This is a genomic window from Vibrio sp. 99-8-1 (assembly GCF_013114595.1).
Taxonomy (GTDB): domain Bacteria; phylum Pseudomonadota; class Gammaproteobacteria; order Enterobacterales; family Vibrionaceae; genus Vibrio.
In genome coordinates this window covers 63,274-86,302 of sequence record NZ_VTXE01000010.1, presented here as the reverse complement: position 1 = coordinate 86,302, position 23,029 = coordinate 63,274, and the positions used below count along the sequence as shown (strand labels likewise).

The window sequence follows — 23,029 nt, the reverse complement described above, 5'->3', positions numbered from 1 at the left end:
TAGCCAGTTTAAGCAGAGATTTTCACCAACAGTGATTGAATTCTGTTCCTGTAGAAAAAACAGAGCTGAATCAGATTAATTGAAATGGCATTAAGTTGCTTGCTCAGGAAGGAATAAATTAGTGCTATTGGCGGCCAATCCAAATGGTTATTTTTGCAGCAGATAACTTTGCAATTGAGGGCTTGGCCTCTCTCTTGTCAACTGAACTTGTTGATGTTGCTCTGAATTTTTAACTTGAGGTCATTTGAGTATAAGTTAATTGCAACTCTTTCTTTCTCCATTAGTGAAACCTATAGTACTCTACATATTCATTTCCGGACTAAGGTAGTAATAAGGCCACATGGAGTTAACAGCAAACAGTTCTGCTCAATTTTTTCTTCAAGATGAGTATAGACAAATAGCTTTACAGCCAGAGAGTCTGATTCTTTCATCTCCTCGTGTTGAAGAAAAAATTCCGTTTTCTGTATGGAATGGCCAGATCAAAATAGAGCGTGGCCTGCTTTGGGGAACCATAACGATTTATGCTCACAATGATGAGAACAAGAGAGTCGCATGGCAAGTTCAAGGCTTACCTTGGAAAGGGTGTAAGTTGTTTGCCCGTGAAGCGTTAGAAAAATATCAGCAGTGGCACAAACAGCAGTGCAGTCAGCTATACACTAAATTGCCTCAATGGGAAGAAGAATTAAGATTATTGATTAAACAACCTGCTTACTTAGCTGACTCTAGCTTATATCAATGGCGGGACATGTTGGTTGATGATCTACAACAGATGAGCATATCGTTGGAAGAAGCGAGGCAAAAGCTGCCAGAGGCGCTGGAATTTGTTGCAAGCTGGTTAGATAACATAGAAAACAACGTCGATGAAAGAAATGAACACTGGCTAGAGCAAGAGCGGAAAAACTGGGAGGTACTATTTAATCAAATAGAGCACTCTCCTCTTAACCTATCTCAGCAGCAAGCGGTGTTGCTGAACAATGATCATAATCTGGTATTGGCAGGGGCAGGTACCGGAAAAACCAGCGTGTTAACCTCGAGAATTGCCTATTTATTACAGAGCCACCTAGCTCAAGCTGAAGAGATGCTAATGCTAGCATTTGGTCGCGATGCTGCGAATGAAATGCAGTCTCGTGTGTCTGACAAAATAGGGTTAGCCGCAGAAAAGGTGGCTATACATACTTTCCATCAGTTAGGGCTTAAAATACTGAATACGACTCAGTCAGAGCCTATCCAACTCTCTCCGTTAGCAACCGATGATGCCAAGAAAAAAGCGTGGTGCTCTGCGTGGTTAAAAGAACAATGGACGGTTGCCGCAAACTACAAGCGTTGGCAAAAACACCTTTCAAACTGGCCGATTGCTTATTTAAAAGGGGACGATGAACTGATTGGTCAAACTGAGAACCCTAAATTGACACTATGGATAAGCAATCAGCTGGATCACCTATGCATGGCGCATCAGAGCAAAAAAGAGTTACAGCAACGACTCATTGCTCATGCTGATTATCCTCGCCTAAACAGCGAACTCTCTTTGCTATGGCCTTGCTATCAAGCGTGGCAGAAAGAGTTAAAGGAGAATAACCTTGTTGATTTTCATTCTATGATCACGAGGGCAACCAAGGTGGTTCAAAGCGGTAAGTTTAAATCGCCATGGAAATATATTATGGTGGACGAATACCAAGATATCTCTCCTGATCGTCTGCAGTTAATTGAAGCGTTATGTACTGATAAAAAAGAGAGCAAACAAGCCTCTCTGTTTGCCGTCGGTGATGATTGGCAATCCATTTATCAATTCTCCGGCTCCGACGTAGATTTAACCACAGGCTTTGCCGATCGCTTTGTAAGTTCGACTATTCATTCACTGGATATTGGATATCGCTTTAACTCTAAAATCGCAGAAGTTGCCGATCGCTTTATTCAGAAGAACAGCAATCAACTGGTAAAAGAGATAACGAGTTTTACTAACCAGAAGCAGAAAGCTGTCTATGTTATTGCCAATAAGAAATTGGAGAAAACGTTAGCGGATCTCAATAGAAAATGTGCCGAGCCTGTATCGGTTCTGATGCTTGGTCGAAATCATTATCATAAGCCCGATGCCTTTGATGACTGGAGTGCGACATTTAGCCAGCTACAGTTAGACTTTAAGACCTGCCACGCGAGTAAAGGTAAAGAAGCTGATTACGTCTTTATCGTCGGTGTTGACGAAGGGCAGTTCCCAGCGGTCGAAAGACAACCTCATATTGGTGCCGTTATTTGCGCCAATAGTGATAATTACCCTCATGCTGAAGAACGTAGGCTTTTTTATGTGGCGCTAACACGGGCAAAACATAAGGTATGGATCGTAAGTGGTGCATCACAATCGTGTTTTGTGGAAGAGTTGATAAGCGACGGCTATGCTATTGTAAAGAAAAACTAGCTGATAAATTAATACAGAAAACCGGTAACAAAGCGAGAGTGTTATGGAATTTGATAATAAGTCGATCAACTACATTGAATTTTCCGCTGTTGATTTAAGTAAAACGAAATCCTTTTTTAGCGATGTATTTGCATGGACGTTTGAAGATTATGGTGATGATTACACCGCGTTTGTAGCAAATGGTTTAATGGGTGGCTTTTTCCGTGCTGATGCGATGTCTACCCAGCAAACTGGTGGTGCTTTACTAGTGTTTTATAGCGATGATCTAGCTGCAATAGAACAAGAAATAGTCCAAGCTGGTGGAACGGTAACTCGTGAGATATTTGAGTTCCCCGGCGGACGACGTTTTCATTTTACTGAGCCTAGTGGCAATGAAATGGCGGTTTGGAGTGAGAAATAACCATCTAAACTGAATACCGCCATATGATTCTAAACAAAATAGCCGTTTATAATAAACGGCTATTTTGTGTCTGTTTAGCTACTTTCTGAAATAATAGATATTTAAACGTTAACCAAGGATAAAATTATTTCGTCAATTGTAAGTGAATGTCGGCAACCATGATTGGTTGGACTTACAAATTAACAAGCAATTGATATTGCATGATTTAATTGTTTTTATTGGTATTAGATACGGTGGCTTAACGTTGATATCTAAATTCTTGTATAAGCTAAATTTACTTGCTGCGAACTAGTGGCAGTAGACTGCGTTTCTGATGAGTAGTGCAGAGATTAAATTGCTGGTTTCTTTCTTTTCTTTTTTGCTGAAATTTTTTGCGCTGCGGATACCGATGTAAGCGTTAGCAATGTTGTTTTTCATTAAGTTCTCCTATTGGTGAAAAGTTTACGGTTCTAAAATTATTAAGCGCTAACGGTTAGTGCATTTCTTCTCATGATCGCAGCCAGAAGACTATTTTTTTGTTTGCCATCCGTTTTCTTATTAAGTTCGCTTGCCATTTTTTTTGCTGCTTTCTGACCTAAGTACGCTTCTGCAATATTATTTTTCATGTAATTTTCCTCTTTTGTTTGTTGTATGTCTCAATTTGAGTGTGATTCTAATCACATTTAGTGGTCAATACAAGATATATTTCACATTTAATTGCATTTTATTAGATTAACTCATTTGAAATGACGTTATTGGTGGAAATTATTCACATATTTACCCTTATGGGTGGAACTGAACTAATGAGAGTTATTTTGATATAAAAAAATTTTCTGACTTAGGGAACGGCCAAGAAGAGAGAATCTTTGGAGGGGCGCCTTTAAAACTGAACGGAAGATAGGGTTAGCGACAATGACTCAATGAGGTGCTTCTTGTTAACGGGCAGAACAGGCAAGCATAAAAAAAGCGCTATTCAACGGAATAACGCTTAATTAAATATAATAAAGAGGATTGCTTACTCAGTACGATCCGCTAGGTAAGAAGCATAATCTGGAATTTCAATTACCACTTCTTCATCAAGAAGTTTAGATTCAAATAAAAATTTTGCAGATGAGCGGTTGGTTGCGACAGGAATGTTCCATACGCTGGCAATACGCAATAACGCTTTAACATCTGGGTCATGCGGTACCGCATTTAGTGGATCCCAAAAGAAAATCAACATATCAATCTTTCCTTCAGAGATATGTGCACCAAGCTGCTGATCACCACCCATAGGGCCACTGATCATGCTTTTTATCGCTAGACCTGTCTCTTTACTTAACATGGTACCAGTGGTGCCAGTAGCATATAAAAAATGGCTTTGAAGTTTGGTTTTATTCTCTAAAACCCAGCGAAGTAGCTCTGGCTTGTAATGGTCGTGAGCAACTAAAGCAATGTGCTTGTGTGCAGGAATGGTTCTAGTGGTTTTTTTCATTTTAGTTTCCGTTAACGTGTAATCGTCCGTCGACATATATTTTTGTAAATTGTTGCTATCACTTTTGAGTCCCGGTGCTAAAAATAGGCCGAAATTCAGAAGGAGACAGCGAATCTTCTATAATGGTTTGTTCCAAAGAGTGAGAGGTTAACTTCTCGATTTTAGGTGACATCTTAGTTTGAAACTCTTTGTCATTTAAATAGGCATAAGCTTGTTGAACCGAAAGTTTGCCTTGCATTACCATTTTATCCGTGGGGGCAAATAGTACTTTATTCCTGAGTAATCCACGATAAACCCCATGGCTTAAATAAGTAGAAATCAATCCGATGTCACGGTTTCTACCTACTGCTCTGGTTTCGCTAATTGCCGCTTCTATAGCTACCGCACCACCAACGATGTAATCGATATTTGGTACTTCAAGTACTTGCTGAATCAAGTTGCGCTGAAGCTCTTTATCATTATCTGCCCAGAATGTACGCATAATGACCACATCGGAGTGCTCTATTGCGTCAAAGAACCCTTGTGTTGAGGGTTTGGTGCCTCCACTGGTTTTAGGTCCAGGAAGCCAGCCTACTCGAACTATTCCTGAACCAGTAGGGTGTTTTTGTGCGAGGTACTGTCCTGCGTAATAACCCATCCAATACCAATCTACTCCCACCTGACCTTTTAAATTTGACTGTTCTTCTTCGCTTACCAACAGTTTATTGACGGTCGAGAATAGAGGAATGTCGCCAATAATCTGTTCGATTTGCCCCATATAAGCATCAGGGGAAACAGTGCCAAGAATGATTGCATCTGCCCCCCATTGGCGGCAGTTCATCAGCTGTATTCGTTGTTTATTAATATTTGGATAGCCACCAGATTCGAACACTTTTAGATTAATGCCTTTATTTTTCGCTTCAGTGACCATGCCGTAATTGACGGAGATCCAGTAAGAATCCTTAAGGTGAGGGTATATTGCACATACTTTGTTGTTGGCACTGGCGTTAGTGTCCGCATACGCAGTATCTTGCTCATAAGCAGCACTGTTTGTACCGAATAAAATGGCAGTAATAAGAGAAAGACAATAAGTAACGTGTTTTAGGTATAACATCTGCCAATGGGTTATTGCGGATCACTCAATAAAATATATCCTATAAAGTTCAAGTTAAGAAGTATTCATTTCAAGGTTTTACTATGTTGTTGGCATCAGCCAGTATTGGCAGAAAACTTCTGTTATCTTTTGCATCAATGGCAGGCTTGCTAATTTTAGCCGTGGCTATTGGTACCTCAGGTTTCTCTTTTGTTGCTCAAACGGAGCGTAAGGTTGTGGATTCAGCCATGCCTGCGATGATTCAAGCACGAGAAGTATCAGAACATAGTACTCGTATTCTCTCCTCAGTTCGTTATTTAGCCGATGTAAAAACAGAGACGGGGCGCCAGCAGGTTGGCCGCCAAATGGTTAGTGAACTTGAGCTGCTATTAAATAATATCAAAGAGTTAGGAGATAAACCTTTCGACATTGATGTACTTGATACGCTAGAGGAACGAGTCCAAAGCGTTATTGATACCATTGCAGACTTAGGTGTCGTCGTTGAGAAAAAACTCAATTTTGAGCGCCAGATTTCTATACAAGTTGATGAAATGCGAATTTTTGCCGATGAGTTGGAAACACTCACCCGCACACAAGTCTCCAATACCAGTACCATTGCCGTTGCCAATGTCACTCACATTTATGATTTAGTGGATAAAGGTAATAAAGAACAAGTTTATACCGCGTTAGATAATTTAATAGAAGTGGACTTAGATCTCTCTGAACGTCTCCATGAGCTCCATTTGCTGGCATTTAGGATGCTAACTCAAATCGAAGAATCAAAAACGGTTACCTATTTTGACCGTATTTTGCAACTGAGTTCAGAATTTAACAGCAACCTAAACATCATGAAGCGGCGTATTTTGTCAGTAGAGGACCCTACTCGTTCTGAACAGATGAAGGAGCTGGTCGATAAACTGGTTATTCGTCAGCGGGTATTTGATTTATTAGAGCAACGTTATAAAAACGCTCAAAACGTTGAGCGATTAAAAGAACAGAGCTTAACACAGTTTTCAGAGTTAAATCAGACAGTTAATTTGTTGGTGGATGAGTCAAATGCCGACACCGCCAGTGCGGTAGAAGATGTAAATCAAACGCTTATCTATGCTAAGTGGTCACTTGTGGTGTTATCGCTACTCGGTTTGATTTCGGTGAGTTTTATACTGTGGAATGTTGTGTACTTATCGGTGATTAAAAAATTACATGAGTATTCAGATGCAATTCGTTCGGTTGCTCGTGGTGAGCTGGATTTTTCTCTTAAAATTAAGGGTAAAGACGAACTGGCGGAAATGGGAAGAGCCATTGTTACCGCGCGGGATACGGCAGAGCAGCTGCAAATTGTTGCCAAAAGTGAAGCGGTTGCGAAATTAGAATTAGAGCAACATAAAGAGCATTTAGAAGAGACGGTAACTGAACGAACCAAACAGCTACGAAACGCAAATGATCGATTAAATCAGGAAGTGCAAAAACATGCGTTAGCTCGCTCAGAAGCGGAGCAAGCCAACCGAGCAAAAACAGCATTTTTGTCCACCATGAGTCATGAAATTAGAACACCAATGAATGGTGTGTTAGGAACGGCGACACTACTTAAGTCCACCAGTTTGAACTCAAAGCAAAGTTACTACGTAGACGTGATCAACCGAAGTGGTAGCGCGCTGTTGGCCATTTTAAATGATGTGTTGGATTACTCAAAAATAGAAGCAGGCAGGCTAGAGATTCGGCAAGAGGTATTCAGCCTTTCTGACGTGGTCACTGATATATATCAATTGATGGAAAGTAGAGCTATTGAGAAGGGGCTAGGCTTTTATAAACATATAGAGAGTGACTTGGCGGGTTCTTGGATTGGTGACCCAAACCGTATCAGTCAGGTACTAAACAACCTAGTCGGCAATGCGATAAAATTCACCTCAACAGGTGAGGTGGAGTTATACGTTAGTTTAGATCCTCAAGATCCGCAAAGAGTTATTTTTGAAATAACGGATAGTGGAATTGGCATTAACGAAGAAGAACAGAAACTGTTGTTTGATGCCTTCTCTCAAGTGGGTAGTGAAAAAGCGAAACTAGGCGGTACAGGTTTAGGGCTAGCAATTAGCAAAAAAATTGTGATAGCAATGCGTGGCGATATAAATGTTGACTCTGAACCTGGTCAAGGCAGCCGGTTCTGGTTCTCTATTCCATTGGATAAGACCAGTGAAACCATAAGTAAGCCATCAAAACCTAAAGCAACAAATCGACTTAAAGCGAAAGTCTTCATGGTAGAAGATAACCCGGTGAACTGTTTGGTTGCAGAGGGCTTCTTATCAAATGCGGGGCACAATACGGTGATCGCTGAAGATGGAGCTCATGCGGAGCAACTCTTTAAACAGCAACCGTTTGATATTGCACTGCTTGATATTAACTTGCCCGATTGTAATGGGGTTGAGTTAATGAAAAACTTACGAGCGATGGAGAAACAACTTCGTCCTGATAGTCAACCTATACCAATGGTGGCTGTGTCTGCCCACGTATTTAATGAGGAAGTCGAAGAATATTTAGCAGCCGGATTTGATGCTTATCTGCCAAAACCGATTAATAAACAGAATTTGTTAGATCTGGTTCAAGCATGTATAGAAGAACGAGATCTGCTTTTACCCCAAATGGTTCAAGAGACCTCAGACACTCAGTCATCGGTAAATTTAGCGGTAATTGAAGAGGATAGACTCGCGCTGGGAGATGAAAAAATTTGCCAGCTAATCACTCTTTTTGACAACAGCAGTCACGATATTCTTTCACAAATGGAACAAGCAGAACAGCAGGCAGATTTTTTACTGGTAAAACAGCTTGCGCATAAGTTGAAAGGATCCGCAGGGTCGATGGGAATGAATGAACTTCATCAACTTTGCTTAGAAATTGAATCGAATTCAGATCCGATTGCTCAGTATCAGCAAAACAGGGATAAATTGTTCAAAGTACTGGAACAGTCAATACGAGTGGTGAGGAAGCTTTTTGATTAAGGATGGTGATGAAACAGGTATGGGGTTAATTGGATTTAAGCAGGTCAAGTTCGTGGGTTAGACCGCGCTACGGACTTTGCCTCGTAGCGCTTTTAGTTTTCCTTTTTGTGTTTTGTTGTCGACACGCTTTCTCTGTGACGATTTCGTCGGCTTGGTAGCTCTTCTAACTTTGTCCACTTTAGCAACCGACTGAATCAACTGCTGCAATCTAAACAAGGCATCTTCACGGTTTTTCTCTTGAGTCCTATGTTGCTGTGCCTTAATGACTACAACCCCTTCTTTAGTAATTCGTTGATCTTTTAACTGCAATAAACGCTGCTTATAAAAGTCCGGTAAGGTTGAATGTTGAATATCAAAACGCAGGTGTATCGCGCTGGAAACTTTATTAACGTTTTGACCTCCTGCACCTTGTGCGCGAATTGCTGTGAGTTGAATCTCCCATTCGCTGAGTTCAACACTATTAGAAATTTTTAACATATTGATCCTTATTCTTTTATTATTGGGTATACTCCCGACATCAATTCTACAGGAAAACGCGATGAAAATTGACCTATCCGAATATCAAGCCGTGATTTTTGATATGGATGGCACCTTAATAGATACAATGCCTTCACATTTGCATGCATGGCAAGCCACCACTGACCACTTTAATGTCCCTTTTGATAGAGAGTGGATTCATAGTATGGGTGGCAAACCTAGTTTCAAAATAGCGGAAGCGATCAATGCTCGTTATTCAAAAACATTAGATGTCTATCAGGTCGCAGATTATAAAATGGCAAGTTTTGCTGCGTTAGAAGAGAAGGGCAACGTTATTTCGCATACATTTGATGTGCTTCGAGCCGTTCACGGAAACAAAAAAATTGCACTGGGCACAGGTAGTCAGCGACAAAATGCCTTGAGCCTGCTCGATGACCATAAATTAACGAACTATTTCGATAGTATTGTTACCTCTAGTGAAGTAGAGAATTATAAGCCTGAACCGGATACATTCTTACTGGCGGCAAAAAACTTAGCCATAGAGTCTTCACAATGTGTGGTGTTTGAAGATACTGAAATGGGAATGCAAGCTGCTCATGCAGCTGGAATGGATTGTATCTTGGTGACCGCTTCTGGCTTTGAATTCATGCCACTTGTGCAGAGTTGAAATCATCAAGCGAGTCAGTTCTAATGAAAATGGCGGTGTGTCCGCCATTTTCAATTACTAGAGTCGTTGTTACTGTATTTCTAGCAGCTCTACATCAAAAATAAGCACTGAAGCTGGAGGAATAGGACCAGAACCTGATTTACCATAACCTAATGTGCTTGGTACAAATAGTCTGACTTTTTCGCCTTCAACCATAAGCTGCACACCTTCTTGCCAGCCTTTAATCACTTTATTCAGTGGAAAAGAGATAGGTTCATTTCTCTCTACTGAGCTATCAAATACGGTTCCATCCGTTAATGTTCCATGGTAATGGACTTTCACTGTGGTGTTCGCGCCCGGATGAACGGTTCCCGTTCCTTGTTGTAGCACTTGGTATTGCAAACCGCTTTCTGTGGTGATTACCCCTTCTTTTTGACTGTTTTCTGCCAAAAATGCTTGCCCTAGCTCAAAGTTCTCGTTTGCCAGTTTATTGTTGTTCCAAGTGCGATAAATAAAGAATCCCGCTAAAACCAATATAACGATCGGGAAGATAATTTTGGACATGCCTAGTTCCTTATAAATTAGGGTCAGAAAGAATAAAGTTAATGGTGTCGGCTAGCTGTTGAGTATCTTTATGTTCCTCTGTATTCAACAGATATTTGCCTTTAATTATAAAACTTGGAACAGAATTAATGTCAGCTTTACTAGAGATCTCTTCTGCAACGGTGACAAGTTGTAGCATGGAAGCAGACTGTTTTTTAGACAGTTGATAAGGGCTGATTATGCCTGCGTCGGTATAAATGCCTTCAAGTAGGGCTTGACGATCTTGATCGGTGATATCCCTTTGTTGCATTGCTTTAAACAGACGTTGCAAAAATTCGCTTGGTGGCTTTTTGCCAAACTGCATTTCTGCGGTGTAATAAAACATCGCGCTAACTTTGGCACTTTGGTTGAAAGTGACATGTACTTTACCAATGGTTTGGTTTGTCAGCTTTTCTATTTCAGGAAGGTGCTCTTCCATATTTAGACAGTGACCACAAGTCAGTGAAAATACCTCTGTAATAGGGGATAGACCATAAGAAGTCACATCATGAGGAAGTTTAGAAAAATGCTTGTCGAGTTGAGGTGTGTTGCTCTCACTACAAGCCGATAAGATCAAAGCTGAGACTAAAGTAATTAAGGCAGTAAAGATTTTTTTATGCATGCTATATTAACAATTTGTAAACGTGGCTTATGATTCTACAATTTCACTGGTAAGGAAAAAAGCCTCAATTTGCAAAACTTAGCTGTAAAGAATATCAATTTTCAGCCGATAGCTATAGTTATTGGATTTTTGAAAGTATCTAACATGGTGAATCCGTGAAAATATTGAGTGCATTACTATTATTGGTTTTAGCCGGATGCGGCAGTATGGATATGGAAGCCATGTCTATGTTAGATACCGCCCCCCGCGATGAGTCACAACTGTTGCACCCCGATTGGGCTGAACCTGACGAACCGGTTGCGAACATGTCAACACCGAGTGTTGAAGGGCCATATGGACAGCGCCGTAGTGAAGAGCTACAAGGATTATTAGCCTTTTTGTCGAGCCAAGGCATTGAGCACGAAGTGGTGCCTGGTGGGCACTTAATGATCAAATTGAAACAGAAGATTAACTTTAATACTGGTTCGAGCAAGGTATCTAAAGGCTCTAAACAGTGGTTAGATGCGCTGTCTGTTTATTTAGCCAATCAACCTAATGTAGATATTGTTATTGACGGACATACAGATAGCACTGGAACCAATAAGTTGAATGACTCGTTGTCAGAGAATAGAGCCTTGCAAGTAAAACAGCAGTTAATGAATGGTAAAGTGAGCTCTGGGGCGATTTATACCCGTGGTTACGGAAAACATGCACCAGCTTGTAATAACAGCACGGTACCGGGCAAGGCGTGCAATCGCCGTGTAGAGCTAACATTTATATTAGCGAATAATTAGCAATTATAAGATTAATAGAGGGTGATTCAGTTAACTCGATAATTGCTAATTGCTAATTGCTAATTGCTTAAATGAAACGCATAGCTTCACCGCATTCAACTTAAACCAACAACGTTGCCCTCATCATCAATATCCAAGTTCATAAATGCCGGTTTTTCCGGTAAACCGGGCATTGTCATTACATTTCCACATAGTGCGTAAATAAACTCCGCACCCGCACAGAGCTTTAATTCACGAATATCAACATCAAAGTCTCTAGGCGCCCCTTTCACGCTAGGATCTGTCGATATGGACAAAGGCGTTTTTGCCATACAGACGCTGAGCTTGTCGTAACCTAGGGCTTTATAACGACGCAATTGTTGTTTTGCTTTTGTCGTTAGGTTGACCTGCCGAGCACCATATCCAACTTCGCACACCGTCATGATCTTGTTTTCTAAGCTATCGTCATTGCTATATAAAGGCTGAAACGTAAACTCGTTGTCACAGGCTTTGACGACTTTTTTAGCCAGAGACATGGCGCCTTCGCCCCCCTGACTAAATGCATCACTTATTTCTGCAGTTACTGGTTGTTGTAACTCTTCAATCCAAGATTTCAATAAATCTAATTCTTGCTGGCTATCTTGTGGAAAGCGGTTAATCGCTACAACAGCGGGTACGCCGTAGCGAGTGACGTTTTCGATGTGCCATTTTAGGTTACTAAAACCCGCTTTTAAAGTGTCAATGTCAGCATCAAAAATGGACTCTGGAAGAGTTTGTCCGGGGTTTAGATTGTAGACGCCGGAGTTGGCTTTTAGACCACGAAGGGTAGCGACAATTACGGCACAATCTGGTGCTTTACCAGAAGCGGTCGCTTTAATGTTACAGGCTTTTTCGAAGCCCATATCAGAACCAAATCCACCCTCAGTGACGGTATAGTCGGTCAGTTTTAAGGCCAAATTGTCGGCAATGATGGAAGAATTACCATGAGCGATATTTGCGAACGGTCCTGAATGGATAAGAGTTGGGACTCCTTCAAGTGTTTGCATTAACGTCGGTTCAATGGCGTCTTTCATGGTGACCGTCATTGCCCCTGCGACGTTTAAATCTTCTGCAGTAATGGGTTCGCCGTCGAGGTTGTAGGCTAAAACAATAGCACCAATCCTTCGGCGTAAGTCGCGTAGGTCGCTTGCTAATGCCAGTATTGCCATAAGCTCAGACGCGGCAGAAATATCAAAGCCTTCTTCTCTTTCAATTCCGTTTACGGTTTTATCTTGCTGGTTTTTACCAATCGTGACCATACGTAGTGCGCGATCGTTATGATCCATCACCCGTCGCCATACGATATTCTCTTTATCGATTTTAACGGCTGTTAATGCGGTTTTTTGTTCAAAAGTGGTGTAACCCAGTTTTTCTTCGTGATAGAGGCGAGCATCAATCGCCGCTGCCGCTAAGTTGTGAGCGGCGGTAACCGCATGAATATCACCGGTAAGGTGTAAGTTCAACTCTTCCATTGGTGCGACTTGACTGAATCCTCCGCCTGCTGCACCCCCTTTAACGCCAAACACCGGCCCCATAGAAGGTTGCCGAATACAAGCTGCAACAGAGTGATTTAATTTCGCTAAGCCTTGGGCAAGACCAATGGTGGTGACGGTTTTTCCCTCACCAAGAGGGGTTGGCGTAATCGCTGTAACGAGAATAAGTTTTCCGTCTTTATTGTATTTATTTCTTTCTAAACTGGTTAGTGAGATTTTTGCTTTATGCTCCCCGTGAGATGAAAACTCTTCAGCGTTGAGACCAAACTTTTTAGCGATGTTGGCAATGTTTTGAAGTGGGGTATTACGACAGATCTGGATGTCATTTTGCATAGGCACCTCTATCACTGAACCAGTGTTAAAATTTGATAGCTAAGTAATCAACAAGTAAGCATACGTTACCTTAGCTGCACGTAAGAGTGCATTAGGTACATTGGTCAACTTTTAACGGCTCAGTTAGTTATTAGATTCAGTACAAGTGTTGAACCTGCTGTCACTCTAGTGATGTGGGTTCAATGAGGGTGAGAATATTATCATGGAATCAAACTGTAGTGTGTTAATTTTGTGCCAGAAACTTGATGAAAGGCTAGCATTAATGATGGCAATATCAGCAATTTGTACAATGAAAACACTATAGAGTATTCGTTCTGTTATAAAGCCACGTAACTATTGAAGGTCAGTTCAAGGTCGCGTGGCTTCTAATTCGCATCTGTGTGAGTAAAACGGACGCTTGTGTCTATTACTCTACATTCGTCACTGTTTGATAAGCTTTGGTTCCCCACAACGGCACGGTAGAGAGACTGTGCTTGAAACTACCTGATGTCTCTTTTGTAGAGTAAGACAAATACATCAGTGTTTGATTCTCTTTATCAAAGATACGTCTAATTTTCATCGATTTGAAAAAGATACTTTTCGACTTCTTAAACACCACTTCTCCCGACTTGCTTGTGTCGATATTGGCGATCATTTCTGCCGTTATTTCGCCCGTTTGGCGACAAGCAATAGAAGAGTCAGATGGATCCGCAAAGGCTAAATCATCTTCAACAGACGCAATGTGGCAAGTTACGCCAGTGACGATTGGGTCGACCAAGTGATTAAGCTTAATGTCCTGCATAGTGAACATTCCAAGGCTAACATCGCCGACCTCATTTTTGTCACATGCCGATAAAGTTAACGCTAATGCAGGTATTAATAGTATCTTTTTATACATAAGTGGGCTCGTCGTTGGAAAATGCTTACGGTATGAACTCTTTTAAGAGAATCAAACCCAAAACAAAACATCAGTGGATGTTATTAGGTAAATAATATTAACACCTATTTGACTATATACCCAAGTCACTTGATAACTTAAAATGCCTGTATGGTAAAAGAGTGTTTGGCGCCGCCATGTGCATAAGTCATTTATTTTTGGAGCAAAGTAATGAGAAACTTGTTGTTAATTTTAATGCTCTGTATGCTTGCAGCGTGCAGTTCTTCCCCAACATCGGATGTGTGTAATGCCACTGTGTGTGATATTTGGGGTTAATCCGTTCTTTATTCTTCCCAACAATGGCCAGGTTATATGAGTTTTCAAGACATAGTTACTGAAAAAAAGAATCAATGGCTGTTAAGTCATGTTGATGTTGCGTACCCAACTCCTGAGAGCCTAGCAGGCAAAGCGCTATACCTAAAAAGTCAGATTAATGTCGAATATAGCCAGCGTACCGTTCAGACCAAATTAACGGAAAGCAAATTTATCGATGATATCTATTTAGTTGATTTTCACCGCCTTACGGTGATGTTTGCTCAATTACAAGCCTCTCAATGGCCGAACGCGGAAGAGCAAGCGGTAGTGCTAGAGTTCTTTGCCCAAATATCCTTATCCCCTGACCAACCGATGTATATTGGCTTTAAAAAAGGAACGCCGGTGATTTGCGCGTTGCTGACAGCGCATAATGGCGATCTACTGATCTCAGATATAGCCACTAATTGTGATGATGAGGAAATTAAGGCGCAGTTTGCTGACCAGCTTATCGAGATCGTGAATAGTCAATATAACTGCTCTTCCTATACATTGGCTTTAGGTCAAACGAGCTCATAACTGTCATTCACCTCTATACCTTTTATAGTTGATTAAGTGATCCGGCTAGAAAATTTATTCTTTTGTACGGATACAGACATCATTCCCACCGCTTTGTTGTTCAGTATAGAAAGCAATGACTTATTATAAATGTGCAAGTCAAATGCTGCTTACACCGTTTGTCTTGTTGATCAATCAGTCATGATTACTAATTAGAGATTTGATAATGAGTATGACTGATTTGAAAGGAAGTAGCTTAAACAGAAAAGTGAATAAATTATGATGACAAAAAATAATAAAGTTAAGTGTGTCATCTTTGATTGTGATGGTGTACTAATCAACAGTGAGCCCTTGTGTTGCCAAGCACTTGTGAATGTATTTTCTTCGTTTGATGACTCGGTGAGTTACGACGATTTTGAGAAACATTTTAGAGGCGGAAAGATAGCGGATATTCTAACTGAAACCAGAGATAGGTTGGGCGTCAATGTTAGCCTTGACGAACTTGAACCTATGTATCGGGAACAAACTCAAGTACTGTTCCAGGCGTCGTTAAAAGCATCAGAGGGTGTAGAGTTGTTATTGTCGCAGCTAAATGAACAGGATATTCAATACTGCGTGGTCTCTAACAGCCCTAAAAGTAAAATTGAGTTTTATCTCGACCTCACCGGACTGAAGAGTCGTTTTAATGGCAATGTATTTTCTGCTTTTGATGCCAATAGCTGGAAGCCAGAACCGGATCTATTACTTTATGCCGCAATGAATATGGGCTTCTCTCCAGAGGAGTGTGTTTACATTGACGATACCGCTAAAGGTGTCAAAGCCGGCATACGAGCGGGTATTCAAACCATTCATTTAAGAAGTCACCCTTATAAAGATCAACTTACGGATGAAGGAATCATTGAGATTAGCAATATCTCTCAATTGATTACGTTAGTCAGTTAACGTCTACTCGGTTTATCTCCTATTAAAAGTCAGCATAATGCTGGCTTTTTTGCATTTTGTCCCCCAAAAGCGAAAAACAAAGTCATTGTTGGTCGATATGACATAAATATTTACAAATTAATTATGACTATTTGCTTTCCTAGGAAATTTAACATTTATTAAACAAAACTGTGAAAGTTAACCGTATAACAGTCTGTTACAGTCATTCAATGTTGCGTGAATGTAACGAGATATTGAGGTGAGAATTATTTTTGCGCAATTTGCATAAAAGGGCTTGTAAAAGCGTTGAAAATCCGGAAAATGCCACGCAAAATAAGATTGCAAATATGAAAGGGTGCGTAAAGTTAAGCTGTATGAGAGGTAAAAAATGAAACTTTTCTTAATCATTATGACATCGATATCTGCCGGTGTTATCTCCGCTGACCATCTCCATTCCTTTATGTTAGGACTGACCGTTGCTTCTTTAGCCGTCGGTACTTGTTACTGGTTTGCTTTTCGTACTACTCGCTTCCCGGAGCTTGCCGTACTACTGTTACTTATTGGTCTATTCTCTAAGATAATGATCACAGTGGCAGGTGTGGTGATTGGTGTTCAAACAGCATTAATAACCTCACCATTAGTTTTTGCACTCTCTTATCTATTCTTCTCAATTGTTGTCACTTATTTGTGGTTTACTTATCGAGACAGCATTACTGCCTCTGTTGCCCCTTCGTCATAATGTGCAGATGAGTATAAACAGAAATGTTAAACGATTATAAAGAGGTCAGTATTTACTGGCCTTTTTTAATGCGTATTAGACTATTGTCCAACTGCTCTATCAAAGGTTAGCGGCTAAACTAATGGCTAAAAGAGTGTGTTGTTTGATTGGTGAGATTGCGCTACTTAAATTTTAACTTTGCAATTGAAACAAATGACAAAATAGTGATGTAAGGAAACAGCTATGGAAACGAGTCTATTTTGGATTGAGAAAGGATTCTTAATTGTCGGGATTATTTTTGTTCTAACAGGGATAATGCAGTACGGTAAACGAAGTAACGACTGGAAAGGCGTTGCGACAATGTTTTATAAAAGAGTGCCGATGTCTGTAGCGGAGTTTAAATGGTATCGGTTAGGCATCTCTATGGTTGTGTTTGCCTTTGTATTAAAAATAATCATATTAACGTTATGGCCGTAATTTATTATATGGCGTCGATTGAAATTGGAATGGCATGAATAAAAGTCGCTTCATTATGTTTTACTCAGATAGAATGAATTAGTGAAAGCCAGCTCAAAAAGTGAGCTGGCTTTTTTGATTTAATCACCATTTGGGTCAATGCTTTACTCATCAATTAAAAATACAGAGTAAACAACATCAAGCTCTTTTTCTGGCGAGTGTTTCGTTGTCTCTGACCCGTTGATATAGCACTGGCGAGTGCTTCTTGAGGGCATTTGGGTATATTTCTTTCAATTAAACCAATTAAACTCAGAAGTTGTTCTGAATGTTTAGAAGATTTGAGTATACTAATATAGATTAATTAAATTTGAGTGTAGCGGTGATAAATGACTTATTCAGTACTAATTTGTGATGACTCTGCTTTAGCTCGAAAGCAGATGGCAAGATCGCTTCCTACCTCGCTAAATGCTGAGATTACCTTCGCGGTAAACGGCATTGATGCTTTGGAAAAACTAGCCGAACAAAAATTTGAACTGATGTTCCTAGATTTAACCATGCCAGAGCTGGATGGTTACGGAACATTAGCAGAAATTCAAACGCGTCAGATTGACGTCCCTGTTGTGGTGGTATCTGGCGATATACAACCAAAAGCAAAAGCAAAAGTAAATGAACTCGGAGCCAAGGCTTTTATCCAAAAACCTATGGATAAAACCGTTCTTAACGATGTTCTTAAAGAGTTAGTTTCGCCAGCGGCAACCAGCCATATTGCGCCAGCAAAAGCAGTCGAACTGCCGATGTTGAAACGTCGCGATATCTACATGGAAGTAGCAAACGTCTCTATAGGGCGAGCGGCAGATGCATTGGCTCGTCATTTTGACGTCTTTGTCCACTTACCTTTGCCAAATGTGAATATCTTTGAGGTGACTGAGCTTCATATGGCTCTCGAAGATCTTGCTCAAAATGACCAAGTGTCAGGGGTGTGCCAAGGTTTTAGTGGTGAAGGCATTGCGGGTGAAGCGTTAGTTTTGTTGAGTGACTCTAGTATTTCTGACCTTAAAAGTTTGATGAAGGTACCAGCGGATAGTGAAGAGCTAGAAGAGCTTGAACTTTTGATGGATGTATCAAACATATTGGTAGGTTCATTTTTAAATGGCTTAGGCCAACAAGCTGAGGTTCGCTTTTTTCAAGGGCAGCCTGTATTGCTTGGGCAACATATTCCCATTGAATCGGTTATTCAATCGACTACTGGCAGCTTTACCAGAACCATGACGTTCGAAGTAAGCTACACCATTGATAACACCAGTATACGGTGTGATCTACTCTTTATGTTTGTCGATGAGTCATTGCCTCTTCTCGATAACAAATTGTCTTACTTGATGGAGGATTTTTAATGATAGGTCTTCCCGCTGAATTTGAGCAGTTCCACTGGATGGTGGACATGGTACAAAATGTGGATCTCGGCTTAGTGGTATTAGATACCGATCATAAGATCCAGGTTTGGAATGGATTTATGACCCACCACAGTGGCAAACAATCTCATGAAGTTTTGGGAAAAACCATTTTTGAAGTGTTCCCAGAGATACCAAAAGAGTGGTTTACCATAAAAACTAAGCCTGTTTATGGTTTAGGTTGTCGAAGCTTTATTACATGGCGACAACGTCCTTATCTATTTAAATGTCGAAACGTAAGGCCTATTACACAACAGGCTGAGTTTATGTATCAGAACGTCACACTGAACCCGATGCGAACGCCGACCGGTGAAGTTAAGTCGCTATTTTTGTCTATTCAGGATGCGACAGCAGAAGCCATGATGGCGAAGTCATAACCACAACCAAACAGATAAACCAAACCGATCTGCGAGTGATATAGAGTGATTGGAATACAGCAACTAGGATGTATCGAGTGGAAATAAAGGGAAGTAAGCTTTATCTTGCTCAGCAAGTAAAAGAGGGTGAACAGCTGATTGCATCGGAACAAAACAGAGCGATGTATCAGCTGATGGAAGAGGCCGGAAAGTCAGTATTTAATAGTATCGTAGCGGGTTATTCAGGCTGTAAACATCTTCTGGTGCTGTGTGGTTCAGGAAACAATGGCGGTGATGGTTACGTCACTGCTCGGCTAGCTTTGCTGCATGGCTACAAGGTGACCTTGTGGCAAACGGGCAGTGAAGAATCGCTCAAAGGGGACGCGGCAAAAGCGCGAGACAATTGGCTTGCTGTTAATGGACAAATTGCCAAGCCAGAGACGATACTCGCTGATGATATTGATCTCATCGTTGACAGTTTACTCGGCACTGGCCTCTCTGGTGCAGTTCGAGAAGAATATCAGTCGATTATTCAGTTAATCAACCAGTCACCGGTGCCTGTTGTATCCATTGATGTTCCATCAGGATTGAGCGCAGATACTGGTGCGGTACTTGGTTGTGCGGTACAAGCCGATAAAACCATTACTTTTATTGCCAGTAAACAAGGTTTATTTACCGGATGTGCGAAAGATTACTGTGGTGAAATTGTCTTCGCAGGTCTAGGTATTGCTGATGATTTCAGTCAGAAAATAGAAGCATCTAGCTTGCTGTTATCCGCTCAATCTCTTGGTGGCAGCTTAACCGGACGTAAACCAACTAGTCATAAAGGACATTTTGGCCGAGTACTTTGCATGGGAGGCGACCGAGGCATGTTTGGTGCGATACGGTTAGCTTCAGAGGCGTGTGCTAGAACAGGCTCGGGATTGACTCGTGTTGTTACCCAACCGGAAAATGTCTCAGCAATTGTGAGTGCAAGACCGGAATTGATGGTGTTCGACTGGCGTGGTAACAGTAACGAAATCAATGATCATCTACACTGGGCCGATGTTCTGTTAATTGGACCGGGACTAGGGACAACCAGTTGGGGACGTTCATTAATGGGTTATTCCGCCAGCATTGAAAAACGCATGGTAGTGGATGCTGATGGACTCAATTTGTTAGCCAGAGTGCCAGACTTTAATAGCCGACGCATTATTACTCCTCACCCCGGTGAAGCTGCAAGATTACTTAATTGCACCATTGATCAGATTGAAAGTGATCGTTTTAGCTCTGTTATGAGGCTGCAACGCAAATATGGTGGTGTTGCGGTGTTAAAAGGAGCCGGTACCCTTATTTATGATGGAAAACAGCTTTATGTCTGTAATGCGGGGAATCCGGGAATGGCATCCGGTGGGATGGGAGATGTGTTGTCTGGCGTCATTGCTGGATTACTGGCACAAAATCTGACCCTGACTCAAGCGGCGTGTTTTGGCGTATGGCTGCATTCAACGGCAGCAGATCGATGCGTTCAAGAGCATGGAGAGATAGGGATGCTAGCGAGTGATCTTTATCCCTATTTACGTCAACTTTTAGCGACTTGCTAGTGTTCTAAATACGCGCAGTTCTAAAATATAAAAGTGCTCTAAACCTGTATAGAGCACTAAACTTCATAATTGTTTTTATCGCCAATATCAAAGTGTCGGGGCATTCGCCATTTAGCGACGCTGACCATCAAAAAGAGAATCGCTGAGGCTGAAGCGATAACTTTTGCTTCTGTTGTCCAACCAAATTGCATAGCAAACCACAATCCAGCCAGTAGAAGAGGTTGGAATGGTAACCCTGGAATTTTAAAGCAGAAATACTCTTTAAAGCAGAGTCCTCCCAGTGTGATAAGTGCGCCGCCCAAACCAATCATCGGGAAGCCGAGAATCACTAACACTAGTCCCACCCACGTGGCCATTTGTAGCAACAGTCGAAACGATTTCATATAGATATGAAGTGAAGAGGCACACATTGCAGCAGCTAACATAATAAGTTGCTGAATAGGTAAATCGATACCCCAAGGGAGCAGTGCCACGGTTGGAATCGCTAAGGTGAGGCCAAGTCGGTAGATGATCACCGTTGTATGATCTATCCAATCCATAGGAGATTCGATATGTGGATCAGCCATTGCTGCTCTCCTTAACTTATTTAAGCGTGTGCTGAGAAGGTTACTCGCAAAAATAGATGACACTAATGGATTTTGGCGAATAGATAATTCAGGTAATTTGGATATGAAATCTCCAGCAGCGTAGCACAAAAAAAATCAAATTATCAGTCTTGCAACAATTAAATTACAACCTATAATGTTGAAAACCGGAGCGTCTGCCAACGCTCCGGTTTTTTTGTGTCCGCAATATAGAAAATGTCTGCCAACAAATTCTATATTGCTTTAGTTTGGTGTGATGACGACTAAACGTTGTCGACCAACTAAAGCTAATTACGCAGTGATGACTCAAAAAAGCAGTGATAAAGACACATAACTTTAAACAAGGAAATACCATGCGTATCGAACAAGAACTTAAGCTCGGATTCAAAGATGTACTGTTTCGCCCTAAACGATCAACACTAAAAAGTCGTTCTCAAGTAAATTTAACCCGCGAGTTTACCTTCAAGCATAGCGGTCGTCAATGGTCTGGAGTACCCGTTATTGCTGCAAACATGGATTCCGTTGCGAGCTTTACAATGGCAGAAGCGTTAGCGGAACATAATGTCATGACAGCGGTACATAAACATTATTCTGTTGATGACTGGAAACAGTTTGTTCAGCAAGCTGACTCAAAAACATTGAACAATATAATGGTATCGACAGGAACTTCTCCAGATGATTTCGCGAAAACCAAAGCAATAATGGATCTTAGTGATGAGATCATTTTCATCTGCATTGATATTGCGAACGGTTATTCAGAGCACCTAGTTGATTATGTGTCTCAGGTACGCGAAGCGTTTCCAGATAAAGTCATTTCAGCGGGTAATGTTGTAACAGGGGATATGGTTGAAGAGCTAATTCTTGCTGGCGCAGATATTGTAAAAGTAGGTATTGGTCCGGGTTCAGTTTGTACCACTCGAGTTAAAACGGGCGTTGGTTACCCACAACTCTCTGCCATTATTGAGTGTGCGGATGCCGCTCACGGCTTAGGTGGTCGTATTGTTGGAGACGGCGGTTGCACATGCGCCGGAGATGTATCTAAAGCCTTTGGTGGTGGTGCAGATTTCGTCATGCTTGGCGGTATGCTTGCGGGCCATGAAGAGTCGGGTGGTGATGTTGTTACTGTGAATGATGAGAAGTTCATGAAATTTTACGGCATGTCCTCTCAGTCGGCGATGTCTAAGCACTCTGGTGGCGTAGCAAAATATCGAGCTGCTGAAGGTAAAACAGTATTAATTCCATTCCGCGGTAGCGTACATGAAACCATTTCCGATATTCTTGGTGGTGTACGTTCAACCTGTACTTATGTTGGTGCTGCACAACTTAAAGAACTTACCAAGCGTACTACGTTTATCCGTGTTCAAGAACAAGAGAATAATGTTTACGGTAAAGAGTAAGCATTAGAAGAGTCGGAAGCTGACATAAATTGAGCTGCCTCGTGCGGCTCTTTTTTTGCTGTCGGCAGGTGACTTTTTTGCTGTCGGCAGGTGACAGGTTGGCCAACTTCGATTCTCCGATTTCGCGCAGTTTGTTAAACATGGCTTTAAAGCGAGCGAGTTCAGAGTTAATGGTTGAGATGCTGGGTTTGAAACGGTTCCAGCGGGCTTCATCGACAAACACCAGCGTTCCGGCCATGCGCTTACTTCGGTAATCGGAATAAACTTTTGCTGAGAAGGTTGAAGCAACAGGGTTCCTCATGGCACTAACCATATGACTTAGCCGGCGGTGATCAGGTTTGCTACCCAGCCACGGCTTGTCATCAACCTCTTTCATCAAGAAGCGTTCATAGGCGGCTACTTCACTTTTGGTGGCAAAGCGCTTGCGAACTCGTTTACCGCTACGACCGTCAGGATAACATTCGCAAATCCACGGTTTATTTGAGTTGTCTTTTAGGTTTCGGATGGACATAAAAATACCGCTTAAACTGAGTTAACTGCAGTCAAGCGGTATGGCGTGGTAAACAAT

23 protein-coding genes and 1 pseudogene are annotated in these 23,029 nt (G+C 41.4%); 13 read left to right on the top strand and 11 right to left on the bottom strand.

Annotated elements, in window-relative coordinates; genetic code table 11:
- Window positions 1-340 precede the first annotated feature (340 nt).
- Together helD and F0227_RS07320 are read left to right on the top strand one after the other, a co-directional pair.
- Window positions 341-2,410: a DNA helicase IV gene (gene helD / locus F0227_RS07325; RefSeq protein WP_171752535.1), complete on the top strand. Its 2,070-nt coding sequence runs from the start codon at window positions 341-343 to the stop codon at window positions 2,408-2,410.
- Between the two features lie 43 nt (window positions 2,411-2,453).
- Window positions 2,454-2,810, top strand: coding sequence for a VOC family protein (locus F0227_RS07320; RefSeq protein WP_171752534.1), 357 nt, complete (start codon window positions 2,454-2,456; stop codon window positions 2,808-2,810).
- Between the two features lie 288 nt (window positions 2,811-3,098).
- Here F0227_RS07320 and F0227_RS22025 read toward each other — a convergent pair whose 3' ends face one another.
- The 4 genes from F0227_RS22025 to torT form a co-directional block, all read right to left on the bottom strand.
- Entirely contained in the window at window positions 3,099-3,227 is a 129-nt protein-coding gene (locus tag F0227_RS22025) for a hypothetical protein (RefSeq protein ID WP_301338353.1), read from the bottom strand.
- A gap of 41 nt (window positions 3,228-3,268) precedes the next feature.
- Complete coding sequence (locus F0227_RS07315) at window positions 3,269-3,415, bottom strand: hypothetical protein (protein WP_171752533.1); 147 nt, start codon at window positions 3,413-3,415, stop codon at window positions 3,269-3,271.
- Window positions 3,416-3,804: 389 nt separating this feature from the next.
- A complete protein-coding gene (locus F0227_RS07310) occupies window positions 3,805-4,263 on the bottom strand; it encodes a methylglyoxal synthase (RefSeq protein WP_171752532.1) in 459 nt (152 codons plus the stop codon).
- 58 nt (window positions 4,264-4,321) lie between these two features.
- On the bottom strand, window positions 4,322-5,356 hold the full coding sequence (gene torT, locus F0227_RS07305; RefSeq protein ID WP_171752531.1) for a TMAO reductase system periplasmic protein TorT: 1,035 nt from the start codon (window positions 5,354-5,356) through the stop codon (window positions 4,322-4,324).
- 83 nt (window positions 5,357-5,439) lie between these two features.
- Here torT and torS point away from each other — a divergent pair, with 83 nt between their 5' ends.
- Window positions 5,440-8,328 carry a TMAO reductase system sensor histidine kinase/response regulator TorS gene (gene torS, locus F0227_RS07300; protein ID WP_171752530.1) on the top strand — a complete coding sequence of 963 codons (2,889 nt, stop codon included), beginning with the start codon at window positions 5,440-5,442 and terminating at the stop codon, window positions 8,326-8,328.
- Between the two features lie 57 nt (window positions 8,329-8,385).
- Here the strand turns inward: torS and arfB are convergent, their stop codons facing one another.
- Window positions 8,386-8,805, bottom strand: a complete 420-nt coding sequence (arfB, locus tag F0227_RS07295) for an alternative ribosome rescue aminoacyl-tRNA hydrolase ArfB (RefSeq protein WP_171752529.1) — start codon at window positions 8,803-8,805, stop codon at window positions 8,386-8,388.
- A gap of 61 nt (window positions 8,806-8,866) precedes the next feature.
- Here arfB and F0227_RS07290 point away from each other — a divergent pair, with 61 nt between their 5' ends.
- Window positions 8,867-9,472 (top strand): beta-phosphoglucomutase family hydrolase, encoded by a 606-nt coding sequence (locus F0227_RS07290; protein ID WP_171752528.1) that lies wholly within the window; start codon window positions 8,867-8,869, stop codon window positions 9,470-9,472.
- Window positions 9,473-9,541: 69 nt separating this feature from the next.
- Here the strand turns inward: F0227_RS07290 and F0227_RS07285 are convergent, their stop codons facing one another.
- Window positions 9,542-10,015, bottom strand: coding sequence for an FKBP-type peptidyl-prolyl cis-trans isomerase (locus F0227_RS07285; RefSeq protein WP_171752527.1), 474 nt, complete (start codon window positions 10,013-10,015; stop codon window positions 9,542-9,544).
- A 10-nt stretch (window positions 10,016-10,025) separates the two neighbouring features.
- Entirely contained in the window at window positions 10,026-10,655 is a 630-nt protein-coding gene (locus F0227_RS07280; protein ID WP_171752526.1) for a thioredoxin domain-containing protein, read from the bottom strand.
- A gap of 155 nt (window positions 10,656-10,810) precedes the next feature.
- Here F0227_RS07280 and F0227_RS07275 point away from each other — a divergent pair, with 155 nt between their 5' ends.
- Entirely contained in the window at window positions 10,811-11,428 is a 618-nt protein-coding gene (locus F0227_RS07275; protein ID WP_317919018.1) for an OmpA family protein, read from the top strand.
- Window positions 11,429-11,523: 95 nt separating this feature from the next.
- On the opposite strand, the gene F0227_RS07270 is transcribed toward F0227_RS07275, so the two are convergent.
- Window positions 11,524-13,272, bottom strand: a complete 1,749-nt coding sequence (locus F0227_RS07270) for a formate--tetrahydrofolate ligase (protein ID WP_171752525.1) — start codon at window positions 13,270-13,272, stop codon at window positions 11,524-11,526.
- A gap of 406 nt (window positions 13,273-13,678) precedes the next feature.
- The gene (locus tag F0227_RS07265) at window positions 13,679-14,149 is read right to left on the bottom strand and encodes a CreA family protein (RefSeq protein WP_171752524.1); all 471 of its coding nucleotides are present in this window, start codon (window positions 14,147-14,149) and stop codon (window positions 13,679-13,681) included.
- A gap of 351 nt (window positions 14,150-14,500) precedes the next feature.
- Here F0227_RS07265 and F0227_RS07260 point away from each other — a divergent pair, with 351 nt between their 5' ends.
- The 7 genes from F0227_RS07260 to F0227_RS07230 all read left to right on the top strand — a co-directional run bounded on the left by F0227_RS07260 (window position 14,501) and on the right by F0227_RS07230 (window position 20,480).
- On the top strand, window positions 14,501-15,019 hold the full coding sequence (locus F0227_RS07260) for a hypothetical protein (protein ID WP_171752523.1): 519 nt from the start codon (window positions 14,501-14,503) through the stop codon (window positions 15,017-15,019).
- Between the two features lie 261 nt (window positions 15,020-15,280).
- Window positions 15,281-15,940, top strand: coding sequence for an HAD-IA family hydrolase (locus tag F0227_RS07255; protein WP_171752595.1), 660 nt, complete (start codon window positions 15,281-15,283; stop codon window positions 15,938-15,940).
- Window positions 15,941-16,307: 367 nt separating this feature from the next.
- The gene (locus tag F0227_RS07250; RefSeq protein WP_171752522.1) at window positions 16,308-16,658 is read left to right on the top strand and encodes an NADH:ubiquinone oxidoreductase; all 351 of its coding nucleotides are present in this window, start codon (window positions 16,308-16,310) and stop codon (window positions 16,656-16,658) included.
- A gap of 222 nt (window positions 16,659-16,880) precedes the next feature.
- Complete coding sequence (locus F0227_RS07245) at window positions 16,881-17,114, top strand: hypothetical protein (protein ID WP_171752521.1); 234 nt, start codon at window positions 16,881-16,883, stop codon at window positions 17,112-17,114.
- Window positions 17,115-17,479: 365 nt separating this feature from the next.
- A complete protein-coding gene (locus tag F0227_RS07240; protein ID WP_171752520.1) occupies window positions 17,480-18,484 on the top strand; it encodes a response regulator in 1,005 nt (334 codons plus the stop codon).
- Window positions 18,484-18,918: a PAS domain-containing protein gene (locus tag F0227_RS07235; RefSeq protein ID WP_171752519.1), complete on the top strand. Its 435-nt coding sequence runs from the start codon at window positions 18,484-18,486 to the stop codon at window positions 18,916-18,918. Before F0227_RS07240 ends, F0227_RS07235 begins: the two co-directional genes overlap by 1 nt.
- A gap of 68 nt (window positions 18,919-18,986) precedes the next feature.
- Window positions 18,987-20,480, top strand: coding sequence for an NAD(P)H-hydrate dehydratase (locus F0227_RS07230; RefSeq protein ID WP_171752518.1), 1,494 nt, complete (start codon window positions 18,987-18,989; stop codon window positions 20,478-20,480).
- 56 nt (window positions 20,481-20,536) lie between these two features.
- On the opposite strand, the gene F0227_RS07225 is transcribed toward F0227_RS07230, so the two are convergent.
- Window positions 20,537-21,046, bottom strand: a complete 510-nt coding sequence (locus F0227_RS07225) for a DUF2301 domain-containing membrane protein (RefSeq protein ID WP_171752517.1) — start codon at window positions 21,044-21,046, stop codon at window positions 20,537-20,539.
- 371 nt (window positions 21,047-21,417) lie between these two features.
- On the opposite strand from F0227_RS07225, the gene F0227_RS07220 reads away from it, so the two are divergent.
- Window positions 21,418-22,461, top strand: coding sequence for a GMP reductase (locus F0227_RS07220; RefSeq protein ID WP_171752516.1), 1,044 nt, complete (start codon window positions 21,418-21,420; stop codon window positions 22,459-22,461).
- 106 nt (window positions 22,462-22,567) lie between these two features.
- Here the strand turns inward: F0227_RS07220 and F0227_RS07215 are convergent.
- Window positions 22,568-22,972, bottom strand: a pseudogene (locus F0227_RS07215) (site-specific integrase); the annotation flags it as partial.
- Between the last annotated feature and the right edge of the window lie 57 nt (window positions 22,973-23,029).